The organism is Micromonospora sp. WMMD736 (genome assembly GCF_049179015.1).
GTDB lineage: Bacteria > Actinomycetota > Actinomycetes > Mycobacteriales > Micromonosporaceae > Micromonospora.
Map to the genome: position 1 here is coordinate 1,584,755 of NZ_JBMHMI010000001.1, position 16,977 is coordinate 1,601,731.

The window sequence follows — 16,977 nt, forward strand, 5'->3', positions numbered from 1 at the left end:
GAACACCGACCATGAGAGTCGAGGAGGTCCTGCACCGGATCCGCCGGCTACGTCGACCAGGCGCGGCCGCCGACCCGGAGCTGGCGTCCGGCCTGGTCCACCTGGACGACGCGGCGGTCACCACCGTCGCGTCCGCCGGCCGGCTGCTCGCCGACGTGCCCGCCGAGAAGCTGGCCAGTCCGGACTTCCCGCTGCGCCCGCTGCGGGTCGCGGTCACCGGCACGTTCACACCCGGCACGCTGGAGCCGCTGCTGCGGGTGGCGCTGCTGCGGATCGGCATCGCCGCCGAGATCCACGTCTCCGGTTTCGACCAGCTCGTGCTCGATCTCAGCGACCCCGGCTCGGCACTCGCCGAGTTCCGGCCGGACGTCACGCTCTGCCTGCTGCACGACGGCTGGTTCCTGCCCGCCGAGTGGGACCCCGGCGACCTGGCCGGCCTCGCCGACGTGCTGCGCGAGCGGACCGCCGTGCTCGCCGCCGCGCTGCGCGGGTACGCCGCCCGCACCGACGGCGCGGTGCTGCTGCACACCGTGCCGCTGTCCCCGTTGGAGCACCGCGGCCTGGTCAGCTTCCGGGGCCGGGCCGAGCTGGGCCGCGTCTGGCGGGAGCTGAACGCCCAGCTCCTGGAGCTGGGCGGGCGGGACACCACGTACACCCTGGACCTGGAGACGCTGCTGGTGGACCACGACGGCCCGGTGCGCGACGAGCGCCTGTACCGGTTCGCCAGCATGGCGTGGACGCCCACGGTGGAGCGCCGGTACGCGCACGAGGCGGCCACCTTCTGCCGGGCGGTCCTCGGCCGGACGGCGAAGGTGCTCGCGCTGGACCTGGACAACACCCTCTGGGCGGGCGTGCTCGGCGACGACGGGCTCACCGGCATCCAGCTCGGCACCGACTATCCGGGCAACTGCCACCGGGACGTGCAACGTCGCGCCCTGGCGCTGCGCCGACAGGGCGTGCTGCTCGCGGTGTGCAGCAAGAACGACCCGGACCTGGTGGCCGAGGCGTTCGCGCAGCATCCGGACCTGCTGCTGCGCGCCGACGACTTCGTCGCGCAGGCGGTCAACTGGGGACGCAAGGACGAGAACCTGCGCCAGCTCGCCACCGGCCTCAACCTGGGCCTGGACGCCGTCGTGTTCGCCGACGACAGCCCGTTCGAGTGCGAGCTGGTACGCCACGAGCTACCGAGCGTACGGGTGGTGGAGCTGGCCGGCGACCCGGCCGGTTTCGCCACGAAACTGCTCACCGAGGGGCACTTCACCGTGCTGGCCACCGGCGCCACCGATCGGGAGCGCACCGAGCTGTACCGGGCCCGCGCCGGGCGGGAACGCTTCGCCGCCACCTTCGACTCGGCGGCCGACTACCTGCACGAGCTGAAGTTGCGGGTCAGCGTCCGGGGCGTTGACGCGCACAGCCTGCCCCGGGTCGCGCAGCTCGGACTGCGCACCAACCAGTTCACGATGGCCGAGCGGGCGCACACCGAGGCGCAGACCCGGGCCCGCGCCGACTCCCCCGACCACCTGGTGCTCACCGTCGAGGTGGCCGACCGGTTCGGCGCGGAAGGGCTGGTGGGCGGCCTGTGGCTGGATCGGACCGATCCGGACGCCTGGGTGATCGAGAACTTCGTGCTGAGCTGCCGGGTGTTCTCCCGGGGCGTCGAGCAGGCGGCCCTGCACCGGGTCGCCGAGCTGGCCCGCTCCGCCGGTGCGACCCGGCTGGAGGCGCTGTTCCGGCCCACCGCCCGCAACAAGCCCGGCGGGGCCGTCTGGCCGGCCGCCGGCTTCACCGTGGCCGCCGTCGAGGACGGCACCACCCGGCACGTGCTGCCGCTGCACCCCGCGCCCCGGCTGCTGCCGGCGTGGATCGCCCTGGAGGAGGGAGACATCCGTGCCTGACCTGTTCACCACCGTCGCGGGCCTCATCGAGCAGGTCGCGGACGTACCGGCCGAGGAGATCTCGCCCGACGTCCGGTTCGCGTCGCTGGCCCACTGGACCAGCCTGGAGGCGCTGCGGCTGCTCTCCGCGCTGGAGGACGACCTCGGCGTACGTCTGGATCTGCGGGCGTACCTGGCGGTGACGGCCGTCGGGGAGCTGGTCGACCTGGTCGCCGCCGAGCGGGACGGGGCGAGCCGGTGACCGCCACCCGCACCGAGGCGGTACCGGTCGCGCCGACCCGGCTCACCGACACCGACCTGGACCTGCTGCTGCTGATCCGGCACTTCGAGCTGGCCCTGCTGGACATGTTCGGACGCGGGGAGCTGCACGGCACCACGCACACCTGCCTGGGCCAGGAGTACGTACCGGTGGCGCTGCGCCCGCTGCTCGACGACGGCGACTTCGTGTTCAGCAACCACCGGGGCCACGGCCACTACCTGGCCCGGTTCGCCGACCCGCACGGCCTGCTCGCCGAGGTGATGGGCCGCGAGGGCGCGGTGTGCCACGGCGTCGGCGGCAGCCAGCACATCCTGCGGGACCGCTACCTGTCGACCGGGGTGCAGGGCGAGAGCGCGCCGGTGGCCGCCGGGGTGGCGCTGCACCTCAAACGCACCGAACCCGGCCGGCTGGCGCTGGTCTACCTCGGCGACGGCACCTGGGGCGAGGGCGCCCTCTACGAGGCGCTCAACATGGCCGCGCTGTGGGGCCTGCCGCTGGTGCTGGTGGTGGAGAACAACGGCATCGCCCAGTCCACGCCGACCACCGCGCAGCTCGCCGGCAGCATCGGCGGCCGGGCCCGGGCGTTCGGGGTGGACCACCTGCGGATCACCTCCACCGACACCGAGGTGGTCCGCGCCGCGCTGACGCCGGTGCTGCGCCGGGTCCGCGAGCGGTCCACGCCGTACGTGGTGGAGCTGCTCACCCACCGGGTGGGGCCGCACAGCAAGGGGGACGACAGCCGTCGCCCCGAGGAGATCGCGCACGCGCGGGCGCACGACTGGTACGCCCGCTACGCACAGGCGTACCCGGAGCAGTTCGACGCGCACGACGAACGCCAGCGGGCGTACGTCGCCCAGGTGGTCGCCGACGTCGCCGGCCGGCCGGCGAGCCGCTGGACGGAGGAGAACCGTGGCTGAGCGGGTGGTGGAGAACCTCAACCAGGCCCTGCACGCGCTGCTGGCCGACGACCCCACGCTGACCGTGCTCGGGGAGGACCTCGTCGACCCGTACGGCGGGGCGTTCAAGGTGACCCGGGGCCTGTCCGAACGCTGGCCCGAGCGGGTGCTGTCCACCCCGCTGAGCGAGGGCGGGATCGTCGGCGTGGCCGGTGGGCTGGCGCTGGCCGGGCAGAGCGCCATCGTCGAGATCATGTTCAGTGACTTCGTGGCGCTGGCGTTCGACCAGATCCTCAACTTCGCCAGCAAGTCGACCGCCATGTACGGCCGGCGGGTGCCGATGCGGCTGGTGGTGCGCTGTCCCAGCGGCGGCAACCGCGGGTACGGCCCGACGCACAGCCAGAGCCCGCTGAAGCACTTCATCGGCATTCCCGGCCTGAGCGTGCACGAGGTGTCGCCGTTCCACGACAACCGGGCGGTCCTCGCCGGCATGCTCGCCACCGGCCGGCCGGGGCTGCTCTTCGAGGACAAGGTTCTCTACACCACGCGGATGTACGCCGACGGCGTGGTGGACGAGCTGTTCCGCTACGACCTCATCGGCCCGGACGGCGACGTCGCCTGGATCCGGGTGGACGAGGAGGAGCAGGCCGACTGCGTGCTGGTGGTACCCGGCGGGCTGGCCGCCCGGACCGTCTCGGTGGCCCGCGAGCTGCTGCTGCGCGACGACGTCGTCTGCCAGGTGCTGGTGCCGTCGCGGCTGTGGCCGCTGGACGTGGACACCCTGCTGCCGCCGATCGCCCGGGCCGGGCGGGTGGTGGTGGCCGAGGAGAGCACCGCCGGCGGCACCTGGGGCGCCGAGCTGGCGCAGGTCGTGCACCGGCGGCTCTGGGGATCGCTGCGCGCGCCGGTACGCCTCGTGCACTCCGCCGACAGCGTCATCCCGACCGCCGCGCACCTCGAACGCACCGTGCTGGTGCAGGACGCCGACATCCACCAGGCCGTGAAGGAGGTCGTCAGTGGTGACTGACCTGGTCGTCCCCAAGCTCAACAACAACGACACGACGTACGTGCTGCTCGACTGGCTGGCCTCCGACGGCGAGCGGGTGCGGGCCGGCGAGCCGATCGCCGAGGTGGAGACCTCCAAGGCGGCCGAGGAGCTGCTCAGCGACGGCGACGGCGTGCTGCACCGGCTCGTCGAGGTCAACCAGGAGTGCGCCCCGGGCGACGTCATCGGGCACGTCTTCGCCGACGAGGAGGCGCGGCAGCGGTTCCTCGCCGAGGCGGTCGCCCCGGCCGCCCCGACGCCCGACGCGCGGCCGGGTGGACCCGTCCTCACCGACTCGGCCCGGGACCTCGCCACCGCGCACGGCATCGGCGACGACGAGCTGCGCGGGCTCGGCAAGGCGGTCGTGCGGCGTACCGACGTGGAACGCCTGCTGGCCGACCGGTCGGCGGCGCCCACGGCCGCGACCGAGCCGGTGGTGGTGGCCGCGGCCGCCGCGCTGGCGGCCGGCGACGGCCCGGAGCCGGACGACCCGCGCCCGGTGCACCCGCTCTCGCGTGCCCAGCGCGCGGTGGCCGCCGTGGTCACCGAGTCGCACCGGGAGGTGCCGGCGGCGCTCGCCGTGATCAAGGTACGGGCCGACGCCGCCCTCGCGGTGGCCCGGCAACTCACCCGCACCACCCGCACCCTGGTCGGCCTGCCGGAACTGCTGGTCAAGGCGATCGGCGGGTTGCGCGAGGACCACCCGTTGCTCTTCGCCTCCCCCGGCGACGGCAGCAGCGTACGACTGGCCGAGGCGGCGCACGTCGGCGTCACCATCGACGTCGGTACGGGCCTGTTCATTCCGGTGGTCCGTGACGTCGAGGAGCTGACCTGCGCGGAGATCGCCGAGACGCTGATGGACTTCCGCAGCCGGGCCGGCGGCGAGGGCTTCCGGGCCGGCGAGCTGGCCGGCGGGACCATCGTCGTGTCCCTGCACACCGATCCCGACGTGGTGCTCGCCGGGCCGATCGTCTTTCCCGGCCAGACCTGCGTGGTGGCGATCGGCGGCACCCAGGAGGAGCTGGTGCTGGACGCGGACGGTCAGGTGGTGGCCCGCCGGTTCGTCAACCTGAGCGCCGTCTACGACCACCGGGTGGTCAACGGACGCGAGGCGGTCGCCTTCCTCCAGGCCGTGAAGGCGGCGCTGGAGTCCCCGGACCACCTCGCCGAGGAGTGACGCGCCGGTCAGCCGAAGAGTTCCTCGTTGCACACCTGCCAGCCGGCCTCCGACTCCAGGCGCAGCTCGAGCGTCGTGGTCCGACCGTCCCGGCCGGTCAGTTCGACGGTCACCGAGGCGCTCTTGCCGGGCTCGTCGGTGAAGCCGGCCCGCCCCATGGTGTGCGACACGGGCCGGCCGATGCGCTCCACCGCCGCGGTGAACGCCCTCAGGTCCGTCCGCGTCTGGATCTGGCGGCACAGGGACTCGTGGGCGGCGGCGTCGTCGTTGCGCTCCAGCCGACCGACGAACTGGTCGGCCGCCGCGCGCGGCTCGTCCACGTCCGGTCCGGCGTACATCCACAGGAGAAAGCCGCCGACGGGCAGGGCGAGCGCCGCCAGGCACCCGACGATGATGGCGCCCGCGACGATCCAGCCGGTGCGCGAGGCCCGGGGAGGTGGGTCGACCGACGGAGGGTGCGGTGACAGGGCGGCAGGCATGGCCGGAACGCTAACGACGCTCGGCACCTGACCGACGACGGTACGGCCACGAATCGATTTCGATGCGGTGGATCCCGTCGTACCCTTGGCGCGGTGATCTCCGCTGCACTGCGCCGTGCCCTGACCGAACCCGGCGACCCGGTCCTGCGTCCCCTGCCCGACCAGGTGGTGGCGATGCTGGAGACGCTGCACGCGCCACCGCGCCTGGCCGCGCACCTGCGGGCCGTCCACGACGTCGCCGCGCAGCTCACGGACGCGGTGGCGCAACGGTTTGCGCAGCTCCCGGTCGACCGCTCGGCGGTGCTGTTCGGTGCCGCCACCCACGACATCGGCAAGGTCCGGCACCGCGAGGAGCTGTCCGGGCCGGGCTCGGCCCACGAGCCCGCCGGTTACGACCTCCTGCTGCGCCAGGGTGTCGACCCGTCGCTGGCCAGGTTCGCCCGCACCCACGCCTCGTGGCAGCGGGACGACATCGGTGTCGACGACCTGCTGGTCAGCGTCGCCGACAAGGTCTGGAAGGGCAAGCGGGTCACCGACCTGGAAGATCTGCTCGTCGACCGCCTGGCCGAGGCGACCGGTCGGGAGAGATGGTCGGCGTTCCTCGACCTGGACGACGTCCTCGACCGGATCGCCGCCGACGCGGACTCCCGGCTCGCCTTCCAGGCCACCCATCCGGTCGGTGACCTCGACGGCTGACCCGGTCAACCGGTCGCGGAGGTCGCTCTGTCGTGATCGTTGGCTGCTGAGCAGCGGTGTCGCGGGCGTGTCGTGGTGCCGAGCAGCCAACGATCACGAGCCGAGGCGGTCGCGGCGACCAGGCAGAGCGCGGTGGCGGCGAGGACCGGTGGGCGGCCGCCCAGCTGGACGGCGACGGACCCGAGCGGAATCGCCAGGACGAGCGGCCCGAACATCGCGGTGTTGGCCGTCGCGGCGACCCGGTCGAGCAGGCCGCCCAGCCACGGGCCGGCGAGCACCGGGGCGTACACGCAGAGCCCGGCGAGGGCGGCCAGTCCGGCGGAGCCACTGAGGTCCAGGATCCAGATGCCGGACACGAGGGCCATGGTGCTGCTGCCGAAGCCGGACAGCATCGAGATCGCCACGAACAGACTCGCGTTACGCCGCATGAGCCCTCCAGGTTGAGTCGGCTGGACTCACATCCTGATTCTTGAGCCGGGCTCAGACAATGCCGTGCGGAGACGTCAATCCCGCGTTGACAACGCGGTCGTCATCGTCGCCGCCAGCGACCGCACCGACGGCGGCAGGCGGTCGCCCGCATCGTCGAGGTCGGTACGCAGGTGCCGGACCAGCGCGTGCAGCGAGCCCGGGTCGGCGTCCAGGGCGGCGTCCACGGTGCTCCGCACGAGCGGTGCCCGGCGGAAGCGGGCGTCCCACCGTCGGTCTGTCGCGATCCAGCGCCCCAGTTCGGCCACCGCGGCCCGCAACGCGGCGATCTGCCGCGGGTAGCCCCGGTCCAGGTCCTGTCGCCGCGCGCGTCGCGCCGCCGCCAGACGCTGCCGGCGTTGCTCGGCGGCCTGCCGCGTGCCAAGGCCCAGTGCCGCCGCGATCTGCGCCCAGGTCGCGCCGTCATGGCGGGCCCGGTCGATCAGCTCGGCCTCCCGCTCGTCCAGGTGCACACGTGCGGCACGCACCTCGGCCAGGCCGGCCAACGGCGTCGTCATCGTGTCAACGTTACATTGACAGCTCGACGTTGCGAGTGTCCGGGCTGGCCGCGATGCCGCGCGCCGGGTGTCCCCACCATCCAGTGCCGCTGTCGAGCTGCCCCACTTCTGGGGCACGACCCGACCCCGTTTGCGCTGCCCCTGTGCCGGGGCAAGACCTGACCCTGTCGAGCTGCCCCATTTCGGGGGCAGACCGAGCCCTCCAAGCTGGCCCAATTCCAACGCAGACCGAGCCCTCCAAGCTGGCCCATCTCCAAGGCAGACCGGACCCTTCAAGCTGGCCCATTTCCAGGCAGACCCACTCCCGTTGACCCGCCCCAGAAATGGGGCAGCTCGACAGGCAGCACAGGGCACCCGCCTCCCGCCAGCGGACCACCGCCTGCCGGGCCGCCGACTTCTTCCGGCGGGGCGGTGACCGGTCGGTCAGCCGGCGGCGAGGTGTTCGCGGACGCTGCGCGGGCGCATGTCGGTCCAGGTACGCGTGACGAAGTCCAGGCACTCCTCGCGGCTGCCGGCGCAGCCGGCGTCCCGCCACCCGTGCGGCGCCTCCTTGTGCCGGGGCCACAGGGCGTACTGCTCCTCGTCGTTGACCACCACGCGGTGTTCGTCAGCCATTGGGGTTGCCTTCCTCGTGTCGGGCCAGGTGCAGCTCGCGGGCGAGACTCTCGGGCGAGAGCGCCCGGATCTCCGCGAGCAGGTCGGTGAGGTCGCCGTCCGGTACGGCGGGAGCGGGCCGGACCAGGTCGGCGACGGTACGCGCCAACGCGGCCGGGGTGGGTGCCTCGAAGATCGCGGCGGGCGGCAGGTCGACGCCGAACGCGTCGCGCAGCCGCGCCACCACGCGGGTGCCGAGCAGCGAATGGCCGCCCAGCTCGAAGAAGTCGTCGTCGGGGCCGATCTCGTCCACCCCGAGCAGGTCCACCCAGATCCGCCGCACCACCTCGTACGGCTCGTCGGTCGGCGCGGCGGCGACCTCCGGGGCGGTCGGCGGTGGGACGTCGGTGACCGGCTCGCTCGCGTCGAGGGTCACCGGACCCGGCCGGTACGCGTCGACCCAGTGCCGCTCGCGGGCGAACGGGTACGTGGGCAGGGGCATCCGCCGTCGGCCGGTGGGCCAGTCGACGCCCGCCCCGGCGAGCCAGAGCCGACCGACGGCCAGCGCGACCGCGTCGTCCTCCCCGGTCGGGGTGCGGTCGGCGGGCAGGCTCGTCAGCACCGTCGCGCCCCTGGCCGCCTCATGCTGGCGGACGAGGGTCGCCAGGGTACGGCCCGGACCGGCCTCCAGCAACGCGTACCGCTCGCCGAGCAGCAGGTCGGCGGCGGCGGTGAAGTTGACCGGGCGGCGGAGCTGCCGCACCCAGTAGTCGGGATCGGTGGCCTCGTCGTCGGTGAGCCAGCGACCGGTCACGTTGGACACGACCGGCACGGTGGGCGGGCGCAGTGGGATCTCGCGCAGGTGCGCGGCGAAGCCGGCCAGGGCGGGCTCCATCAGGGCCGAGTGGAACGCGTGCGAGGTGCGCACCTCGCGGCAGGCCACCCCGCGTCCGCGCAGGTCGGCGGCGAACGCGGCGACGATGGTCGTCGCGCCGGAGACGGTGACGAGGTGCGGCGCGTTGGCGGCGGCCACCTCCACACCGTCGGGCAGCAGCGCGGTGACCTCGTCGACGCCGAGCGCCACCGAGAGCATCGACCCGGGGGCCTGCGCCTGCATGAGCCGGCCGCGTACGGCGACGGTGGCGAGCGCGTCGGGCAGCGTGAAGACACCGGCCAGGCAGGCGGCCACGTACTCGCCGAGGCTGTGTCCCGCCATCGCGGCCGGCCGTACGCCACGGTGGCGCAGCAGCTCGGCGAGGGCGTACTCGACGGCGAACAGGGCCGGCTGGGTGAATCGGGTCTCGTCCAGCTCCGGCACGGCGGGGACCGGCTCGCCGGGTGGGCAGAGCAGCGTGCGCAGGTCCACGTCGAGGTGTGGGCGCAGCAGCTCGGCGCAGTGGTCGAAGGCCGCCCGGTAGACCGGTTCGGTGCGGTACAGGGTGCGGCCCATCCCCGCGTACTGCGCGCCCTGGCCGGGGAAGAGCAGCGCCACCCCGGCCGGCGTACCGGTGGCGACGCCGGTGCGGACCAGCGCCGGATCGCGGTCGGCGAGTCGGGCGGCGGCGGTGCGGGCGTCCGGGGCGACGGCGACCAGGCGGTGGCCGAACGTGCGCCGCGTGTGGGCCAGGGTGTACGCGACGTCGGCCAGCGGCAGGTCCGGGTTCGCGTCCAGGTGGGCGGCGAGCCGGGTACGGGCCTCGTCGAGCGCATCGGCGTCCCGCGCGGAGAGCACCAGCACGTGCGCGGACCGCTCGTCGTCGGCGAGGTGTTCCGCCGGTTCGGCGGCCTGGAGCACGACGTGCGCGTTGGTGCCCCCGATGCCGAAGGAGCTGACCGCCGCGCGGGGTGGGGCACCCAGGTCGGGCCAGGGCTGCGGCGTGGTGGGCACCCGGAACGGGCCGCCGGCCAGCTCGAGGTGCGGCTCGGTGCAGTACGGGCTGGGTGGCACCACCCGGTGGTGCAGTGCCAGCGTGGCCTTGATCAGGCCGGTGACGCCGGCGGCGACGTCGAGGTGACCGACGATCGCCTTCACCGAGCCGAGGGCACAACGGCCGCCGGCCGCGCCCCCGAACGCCTCGGTCAGCGCGCGCAGCTCGATCTGGTCGCCCAGCTCGGTGCCGGTGCCGTGCGCCTCGACGTAGCCGATGGTGGCGGGGTCGACCTCGGCCACCTCCTGGGCGGCCCGGATCGCGGCCACCTGACCGTCCACACCGGGCGCGGTGAAGCCGACCTTCACCCGGCCGTCGTTGTTGATGGCGGAGCCCCGGATGACCGCGTACACCGTGTCGCCGTCGTCGCGGGCGTCCGCCAGCCGGCGCAGGACGACCACGGCGGCGCCGTCGCCTCCCACGGTTCCGGTGGCGCGTACGTCGAAGGGCCGGCAGTGCCCGTCGCGGGACATGATGCCGCCGACCTCGTGGCGGTAGCCGGTGCCGGTGGGCAGCAGGACGTGCGCCGCGCCAGCGAGGGCGACGTCGCATTCGCGGGCGAGCAGCGCCTGCGCGGCGAGGTGCACGGCGACCAGCGACGACGAGCAGGCCGTCTGCACCGCGACGGCGGGACCCCGCAGGTCCAGGTGGTACGCCACCCGGGTGGGCAGCGAGTCCTTGTCGTTGGCGAGCATCAGCTCGTACTCGGAGACCGAGTCGAGCCGTGGATTGCGGAACAGGTGGTGCAGGAGGTAGCCGCTGGCCGCCGCGGCGGCGTACACGCCGACCAGCCGGTCGGGGTCCCCGGCGAGGTGACCGGCGCGTTCCAGGGCGGTCCAGGCGATCTGGAGGAAGAGCCGCTGTTGCGGGTCGAGCAGCCGGGCGTCGCGGGGCGAGTAGCCGAAGAAGCTCGCGTCGAAGCGGTCGACGTCCGGCAGCGCGCCGTGCGCCGGCACGTGGTCGGGGTGCCGCCGCTCCTGCTCGCTGAGCCCGGCGGCGGCCAGCTCCGCGTCCGTGAAGCGGGTGATGGTCTCCTGTCCGGCGAGGACCCGCCGCCACAGTTCGTCGACGTCGGCCGCGCCCGGGAAGCGGCCGGCCATCCCGACGATGGCGATCTCCAGTCCGGTCTCCTGGTCGCTCACGCTCGTCCCTCCCCCGCCGGCACCGGACGGGCCCGGCGGGCCCGGTCGGCCAGCGCCTGCTTGCGTTCGTCCCGTCGCCGGCCGCCGGTCGCCGTCACCGTCGGCGCGGACCCGCCGTCGAGGAAGCGGGCCAGCTGCGCGACGGTCGGATAGCGGAACAGTTCGACCGCGGGAACCGGTCGGCCCAGCCGGTCGGCGAGTCGGGTCTGCACCCGTGCCAGCAGCAGGGACGTGCCCCCGAGGTCGAAGAAGTTGTCGTCCGCCCCGACGTCGTCGAGCCCGAGCACCGCTCGCCAGGTGTCGGCGATGGCCCGTTCGACGGCCCCGTCGGGCGCCACGTACGCGGCCCCGAGATCGGCGCGGGCCACGGCGGGCGCGGGTAGGCGGGACGCGTCGAGTTTGCCGCTGGACGTGACCGGCAGGTCGGGCACCACCACGAAGGCGCTCGGCACGAGGTAGCGGGGCAGCCGCCGCAGCAGACTCTGGCGTAGCTCGTCCACCGCCAACCCGTCGCCGACGAGGTAGCCGACGAGTCGTCGGCCGCCGGGCGAGTCGGTGCGCACCACGGCGGCGGCTCGACGCACGCCCGGGTGCTGCCGCAGGTGGGCTTCCACCTCGCCCAGCTCGATCCGGTAACCGTTGATCTTGACTTGGTCGTCCGCCCGGCCGAGGAAGACGAGCTGCCCGTCGGCACGCCAGCGGACCAGGTCGCCGGTGGCGTACATCCGGGCCCCCGGCGCCGACGCGTACGGGTCCGGCAGAAACCGGCCGGCGGTGAGCGCGGCGTCGCCGTGGTAGCCGCGGGCCACGCCGACGCCGCCGACGTGCAGCTCACCGGGCGTCCCGGGTGGCACCGGCCGCAGCTCGGTGTCGAGGACGTAGGCGCGTACCCCGCTGAGCGGCCGGCCGATCGGCAGCTCGGTGTCGGTGGGCGCGCAGTGGGCGGCGGTGGCGGTGACGGTGGCCTCGGTGGGGCCGTACCCGTTGATCAGGAGCCGGCCGCGCGACCAGGCGGCGGCGACGTCCGGCGCGCAGGGTTCCCCACCCACGGTGAGTACCCGCAGGTCGGCGAGGGCGGTGGGGTCCAACGCGTCGAGGACCACCGGCGGTAGGTCGGCGACGGTGACGCGGTGCCGGATGAGCGCGGCGGCCAGGTCGGGGCCGGGCGTGCGCTCGTCCGGGCCGAGCAGGCGCAGGGTCGCGCCGACGGTGAGCGTGGTGACCACGTCGGACAGCGCGACGTCGAAACCGATCGAGTGGAACTGCAGGACCCGGTCGCCGGCCTGGACGCCGACCAGCCGAGCCTGCGCCTCGGCGAGGTTGGCCAGCCCTCGGTGGGTGCCGATGACGCCCTTGGGCAGTCCGGTCGAGCCGGACGTGTAGATCAGGTAGGCGGCGGCGTCGGGGTGGACGGCAGCCAGCGGTACGGCCTCGTCGGGCGGCACGGCGTCGTCGAGGTGCAGCAGCGGCAGGTCGGTGGTGGGGAGCGCGAGCCGCGCGTCGGTGGTGGTGACCACCAGCGCGGCGGCCGAGTCGGTGAGCAGGTGCGCCAGCCGGGCCGCCGGTAGCTGCGGGTCCAGGGGCAGGTAGACCCCACCCGAGCGGAGTACGGCGAGGAAGGTGACCACCCACTCCGGGCCGGCGGGTAGACAGACGCCGACGGTCGTCTCGGCCCGCACGCCCCGGGCGACGAGGGTTCGGGCCAGGCGGTCGGCCCGGGCGTCCAGGTCCCGGTAGGTGACGGCCTGATCGCGGTACGCCACGGCCACCGCGTCGGGGGTCGCCCGCGCCTGGCGGGCGACCAGCTCGCTCAGGGTGGGCTGCCGCGGTGCCGCGGGCGCGGTGGCGGCCCAGCGGTCGACCAGATCCCGACCGGCGGCCGGGTCGAGCAGCGGCAGCCGGTCCACCGGGGTGTCCGGGGCGGCGAGCGCGGCCATGAGCAGGGTGTCGAGCTGGTCGGCGAAGGCGCGGGCGGTGGAGGTGTCGAAGAGCCGGGTCCGGTACTCGATCCGCCCGTCGATCCGGTCCTCGTGCGCGACGACGGTCAGCGTCAGGTCGAACATGGACGTGCCGGTGTGCGTCTCGCCGCTGGCCAGCACGGTCACCCCGGGCAGGCTCAGCCGCTGTTCCCAGCCGTCCTCGACGGCGAACATGACCTGAGCGAGGGGATGACGGCCGGGGTCGCGGACCGGGCGCAGCTCCTGCACCAGGGCGTCGAAGGGCACCGGATCGGTCAGCGCGGTCAGCGCCGAGTCGCGGAGCCGGTCCAGCAGCGCGGCGAAGGTCACTGCACCGTCGACCCGGCTGCGCAGCACCAGCGTGTTGACGAAGAAGCCGACGGCGGTCTCGCTGTCGAGCGTCTGCCGGTTCGCGACCGGAGTGGCGATGAGCAGGTCCGGTTGCTGGCTGCGCCGGTGCAGCAATGCCGCCCAGGCCGCCGCGAAGATCATGTACGGGGTCGCGCCGGTGCGTCGTTGCGCCTCGGCGACCCGGTCCGCCAGCGCCTGCGGCCAGGAGAACTCGATCTCGTGGCCGGCGTCCTCCAGCTCCGCCGGACGGGGCCGGTCGGTGGGCAGGTCGAGACCGGGCGGCGCGCCGGCCAGCGCGTCGCGCCACCAGTCGAGCCGCCGGGCCACCTCGCCCGCGCCGAGCAGCCGGTCCTGGGCCAGCGCCGCCGGGACGTCCCGCGCGACCGCCGGCAACGCCACGGCACGGCCCTCCCGCAGGGCCGCGTACGCCGCCGACAACTCCTCGAAGAGCAGACCCATGCTCCAGCCGTCGCACACCACGTGGTGCAGGCTGAGCAGCAGTGAGAAGTCGTCCGGTCCGGTGCGGCACAGGGTGGCGCGCACCAGCGGCCCCCGGGCCAGGTCGAACGGGCGTACCGCCTCGGCGGCGGCGTACTCGTCGATCGCCTCCGGCGCGACGTCCACCACCGTGAGCGGCAGGCCGGTCGGCGGCAGGACCAGCTGGTACGACTGGCCGTCCAGCGGCACGAAGACCGTGCGCAGCGCCTCGTGCCGGGCCACGATCTCGTCGAGCGCGCCGCGCAACGCGGCCACGTCCAGGTCACCGCGCAGGTCCACCCGGTACGGCACGTGGTAGGCGGGGCTGTCCGGTCGGAGCTGGGCCAGCAGCAGCATCCACTCCTGGGCGGCGGTGAGCGGGTGGATGCCGTACCGGTCGCCGTCGGCGCGGATCGCCGCGAGGAACGTTCGCCGCCGCTCGGGTGGCAGGGCGTCCACGCGCTGGCGCAACTGCGCGGGGGTGAGCGCGCCGATCATCGGGCGGCGCCCTGTTCGAGCTGGTCGAGCAGGCCCGCGAGGTCGGCGGGGGGCGGCCCGTCGAGCACGACCGGCGGGACCGGTTCGGCGGCCTCGGTGGGCGCGCCCCCGATCTCGTCCAGCGCGGCGGCCAGCCCGGCCACCGTCGGATGGTCGAAGATCAGCCGCAGCGGCACCTCGGCGCCGATCGCGGCGGCGAGCCGGGAGCGGACCCGGGTCGCCTTCAGGGACCGTCCACCCAGGTCGAAGAAGTCGTCGGCGCGGCGGCGCACCGGCACGCCGAGGACCTCCTGCCAGATCTCGCTGACCGTCCGTTCGGTGGGCGTACGGGGAGCGTCGTCGTCGGCTGTCGTGGGGGCATCGGGGGCGGGCAGTGCCGCGACGTCCACCTTGCCGTTGCGGTTGAGCGGCAGCCGGGGCAGCGCCACGAACAGGGCCGGCACGAGGTGGTCGGGCAGTTGCTCGCGGGCCCGATCCCGGATCGCCCCGACGCCCACCCCCTCGTCGGGCACGACGTACGCGACCAGCCGGGCGTCACCGGCGCCGTCGCGGTCGGCGCGCACGATCGCGTCGCGGACCAGCCCGCCGCCACGCAGCGCCTCGGTCACCTCCCCCGGCTCGACCCGGTACCCGCGGATCTTCACCTGGTGGTCGGAGCGGCCGACGAACTCGATCAGCCCGTCGGGACGCTGCCGGACCACGTCGCCGGTGCGGTAGAGCCGCCCCCCGGCGCGCGGCCCGAACGGGTCGGGCACGAATCTCTCGGCCGTCGCGTCGGGGCGGCCGAGGTAGCCACGGGCCACCCCGTCCCCGCCGATGAAGAGCTCGCCCAGCACGCCGGGCGGCACCGGCTGCAACAGGCGGTCCAGCACGTACACCCGGGTGTTGGCGACCGGACCGCCGATCGGCACCACCGGGTCCGCGGCGGTGAGCCGGGAGCAGTCGTACGTGGTGCTGTAGGTGGTCGCCTCGGTCGGGCCGTACCCGTTGACGAGCGTCGTGTCCGGGCACGCGGCCCGCAGCCGGTCCACGGCGATCCGGTCGGCCTGTTCGCCACCGAAGGTCAGGTAGCGCAGCGCGGCCAGGGCGTCCGGCGCCTCGGTCGCCACCTGCCGGGCCACCGAGGTGGCCAGGAACATCGTCGTCACGCCGGTGTCGCGCAGCCGGGCGCGGAGGCGGTCCGGCACGATCACGTCGTTGATGTCCAGGTCGGCGAGGCAGGCGCCGTTGAGCAGCGCGCCCCAGACCTCCAGCGTGGCCGCGTCGAAGGACATCGTGGCGGCCTGCCCCATCACGTCGTCGGGGCGTACGTCGATGAAGGTGGTGTCGCGGACCAGCCGGACGATGTTGCGGTGGCTGACGCCGGTGCCCTTGGGGCGGCCGGTGGACCCCGAGGTGTACATGACGTACGCGAGTTGGTCGGGGTGGACCGTCACCGCCGGGGGCTGCGCGGGACCGTCGTCGGCGGGCAGCCGGTCGACGGCGATCCGGGGGGTGCCGTCGTCGGGGAGCCGGTCGACCAGCGCGGCGGCGTGCAGGATGACCCCCGGCGCGGCGTCCTGACACATCAGCGCCAGCCGCTCGGGTGGGTAACCGGGGTCCAGCGGCAGGTACGCGGCGCCCACCTTGAGCGTCGCCAGGGCGGCGACCACCCAGGTCGTGGTGTCGGCGAGGCAGATCCCGACGATCGTCTCGGCGCCGATGCCGAGCCGGAGCAGACGCCCGGCCAGGTGGTTGGCACGCCGTTCCACCTCGCGGTAGTCGAGGGTCTGGTCGTCGTCGCGCAGCGCGGGCGCGTCCGGGGTCCGCCGGGCCCACTCGGCGAACAGGGCGGGCAGCGAGGACTCGCGCGGATAGTCGGTGGCGGTGGCGTTGAGGTCCCGCACCACCCGCCGTTCGGTCGCCGGGTCGAGCAGCGGCAGGTCGGACAGGCGTACCGAAGGGCGTTCCCGCGCCCGGCGGAGCAGGACGGTCAGGGTCGACGCGATCGACGTCGCGTGCGGGTGCCCACCCACGGTGGCCGTCGGCCGTTCGTCAGAGTCGATCAGCAGCCGCAACGCACCACGATTACCGGGCGGCACCCGATCGGGGCCAATCGATACCACCGGCCGATAGTCGGGCGGAGTTTCGGGCAATTCCGTGTCATGCGCGCGGGCTTCACGCAGCGCCGTTCGGACCAGGTCCCGCAGCGTGATCCAGGTGGGATCCTCGGGCAGCCGAACCCGGACCGGCAGCCAGCGTCCAGCGCCGGTCGACGCGGCCGGCGTCGCGGCGACGAGATCCCGAGCACCACCCCAGCGGCGCAGCAGCGCGAACAGGCCAGCCAACACGCTGACCTGCGGATCGACCTCCTCGCCCAGGTCGACTCGGGCATCGCAGAGCGGGTCGGTCGTCGGCGCGAAGGGCAGGTCCGGCGGCTCCGGGAGGTCGTCGAGCTGCCGCTCCCAGAAGGCGGAGAGGGCAGGAAGAATTGTCTGTTCGGTCATCGGATCTCAGCTCCGATCAGCGGGTGACACGCAATGACCGAGAGTCTGGGCCGCACCCGTGCCAGTTGCTTGTACGGGCCGTTCGGGTGCCGTTGTGGCGGTCTGAGGGAAAC

The 16,977-nt window shown here is 74.2% G+C and carries 13 protein-coding genes; 6 read left to right on the plus strand and 7 right to left on the minus strand.

What is annotated here, in order from left to right:
• The first annotated feature begins 11 nt into the window (after positions 1 to 11).
• Genes ACN269_RS06935 through ACN269_RS06955 form a run of 5 tightly spaced genes read left to right on the plus strand, consistent with a single transcriptional unit; the run spans position 12 to position 5,272 of the window.
• Positions 12 to 1,895 carry an HAD-IIIC family phosphatase gene (locus ACN269_RS06935; RefSeq protein ID WP_421471623.1) on the plus strand — a complete coding sequence of 628 codons (1,884 nt, stop codon included), beginning with the start codon at positions 12 to 14 and terminating at the stop codon, positions 1,893 to 1,895.
• Positions 1,888 to 2,136: an acyl carrier protein gene (locus ACN269_RS06940; RefSeq protein WP_421471624.1), complete on the plus strand. Its 249-nt coding sequence runs from the start codon at positions 1,888 to 1,890 to the stop codon at positions 2,134 to 2,136. Before ACN269_RS06935 ends, ACN269_RS06940 begins: the two co-directional genes overlap by 8 nt.
• A complete protein-coding gene (locus ACN269_RS06945) occupies positions 2,133 to 3,071 on the plus strand; it encodes a thiamine pyrophosphate-dependent dehydrogenase E1 component subunit alpha (protein ID WP_421471625.1) in 939 nt (312 codons plus the stop codon). The genes ACN269_RS06940 and ACN269_RS06945 overlap by 4 nt, the downstream gene beginning before the upstream one ends.
• The gene (locus ACN269_RS06950) at positions 3,064 to 4,077 is read left to right on the plus strand and encodes an alpha-ketoacid dehydrogenase subunit beta (protein ID WP_421471626.1); all 1,014 of its coding nucleotides are present in this window, start codon (positions 3,064 to 3,066) and stop codon (positions 4,075 to 4,077) included. The genes ACN269_RS06945 and ACN269_RS06950 overlap by 8 nt, the downstream gene beginning before the upstream one ends.
• The gene (locus tag ACN269_RS06955) at positions 4,070 to 5,272 is read left to right on the plus strand and encodes a 2-oxo acid dehydrogenase subunit E2 (protein WP_421471627.1); all 1,203 of its coding nucleotides are present in this window, start codon (positions 4,070 to 4,072) and stop codon (positions 5,270 to 5,272) included. The genes ACN269_RS06950 and ACN269_RS06955 overlap by 8 nt, the downstream gene beginning before the upstream one ends.
• A gap of 8 nt (positions 5,273 to 5,280) precedes the next feature.
• On the opposite strand, the gene ACN269_RS06960 is transcribed toward ACN269_RS06955, so the two are convergent.
• On the minus strand, positions 5,281 to 5,751 hold the full coding sequence (locus ACN269_RS06960) for a hypothetical protein (protein ID WP_421471628.1): 471 nt from the start codon (positions 5,749 to 5,751) through the stop codon (positions 5,281 to 5,283).
• 93 nt (positions 5,752 to 5,844) lie between these two features.
• On the opposite strand from ACN269_RS06960, the gene ACN269_RS06965 reads away from it, so the two are divergent.
• Positions 5,845 to 6,447, plus strand: coding sequence for an HD domain-containing protein (locus tag ACN269_RS06965; protein WP_421471629.1), 603 nt, complete (start codon positions 5,845 to 5,847; stop codon positions 6,445 to 6,447).
• Between the two features lie 5 nt (positions 6,448 to 6,452).
• On the opposite strand, the gene ACN269_RS06970 is transcribed toward ACN269_RS06965, so the two are convergent.
• The 6 genes from ACN269_RS06970 to ACN269_RS06995 all read right to left on the minus strand — a co-directional run bounded on the left by ACN269_RS06970 (position 6,453) and on the right by ACN269_RS06995 (position 16,864).
• Positions 6,453 to 6,875 carry a hypothetical protein gene (locus tag ACN269_RS06970; protein ID WP_421471630.1) on the minus strand — a complete coding sequence of 141 codons (423 nt, stop codon included), beginning with the start codon at positions 6,873 to 6,875 and terminating at the stop codon, positions 6,453 to 6,455.
• Positions 6,876 to 6,950: 75 nt separating this feature from the next.
• Complete coding sequence (locus ACN269_RS06975) at positions 6,951 to 7,430, minus strand: hypothetical protein (protein ID WP_421471631.1); 480 nt, start codon at positions 7,428 to 7,430, stop codon at positions 6,951 to 6,953.
• Between the two features lie 423 nt (positions 7,431 to 7,853).
• Entirely contained in the window at positions 7,854 to 8,045 is a 192-nt protein-coding gene (locus ACN269_RS06980) for an MbtH family protein (protein ID WP_421471632.1), read from the minus strand.
• Positions 8,038 to 11,094, minus strand: a complete 3,057-nt coding sequence (locus ACN269_RS06985) for a type I polyketide synthase (RefSeq protein WP_421471633.1) — start codon at positions 11,092 to 11,094, stop codon at positions 8,038 to 8,040. Before ACN269_RS06985 ends, ACN269_RS06980 begins: the two co-directional genes overlap by 8 nt.
• Positions 11,091 to 14,378 (minus strand): amino acid adenylation domain-containing protein, encoded by a 3,288-nt coding sequence (locus ACN269_RS06990; protein WP_421471634.1) that lies wholly within the window; start codon positions 14,376 to 14,378, stop codon positions 11,091 to 11,093. Before ACN269_RS06990 ends, ACN269_RS06985 begins: the two co-directional genes overlap by 4 nt.
• Positions 14,375 to 16,864, minus strand: a complete 2,490-nt coding sequence (locus tag ACN269_RS06995) for a non-ribosomal peptide synthetase (protein ID WP_421471635.1) — start codon at positions 16,862 to 16,864, stop codon at positions 14,375 to 14,377. Before ACN269_RS06995 ends, ACN269_RS06990 begins: the two co-directional genes overlap by 4 nt.
• Positions 16,865 to 16,977 lie beyond the last annotated feature (113 nt).

What these genes read in the sequence shown, in the direction of transcription:
- ACN269_RS06980 (WP_421471632.1), bottom strand. Translation starts at nt 8,045, where the DNA reads ATGGCTGACGAACACCGCGTGGTGGTCAACGACGAGGAGCAGTACGCC.
- ACN269_RS06960 (WP_421471628.1), bottom strand. Translation starts at nt 5,751, where the DNA reads ATGCCTGCCGCCCTGTCACCGCACCCTCCGTCGGTCGACCCACCTCCC.
- ACN269_RS06970 (WP_421471630.1), bottom strand. Translation starts at nt 6,875, where the DNA reads ATGCGGCGTAACGCGAGTCTGTTCGTGGCGATCTCGATGCTGTCCGGC.
- ACN269_RS06995 (WP_421471635.1), bottom strand. Translation starts at nt 16,864, where the DNA reads ATGACCGAACAGACAATTCTTCCTGCCCTCTCCGCCTTCTGGGAGCGG.
- ACN269_RS06990 (WP_421471634.1), bottom strand. Translation starts at nt 14,378, where the DNA reads ATGATCGGCGCGCTCACCCCCGCGCAGTTGCGCCAGCGCGTGGACGCC.
- ACN269_RS06975 (WP_421471631.1), bottom strand. Translation starts at nt 7,430, where the DNA reads ATGACGACGCCGTTGGCCGGCCTGGCCGAGGTGCGTGCCGCACGTGTG.
- ACN269_RS06935 (WP_421471623.1), top strand. Translation starts at nt 12, where the DNA reads ATGAGAGTCGAGGAGGTCCTGCACCGGATCCGCCGGCTACGTCGACCA.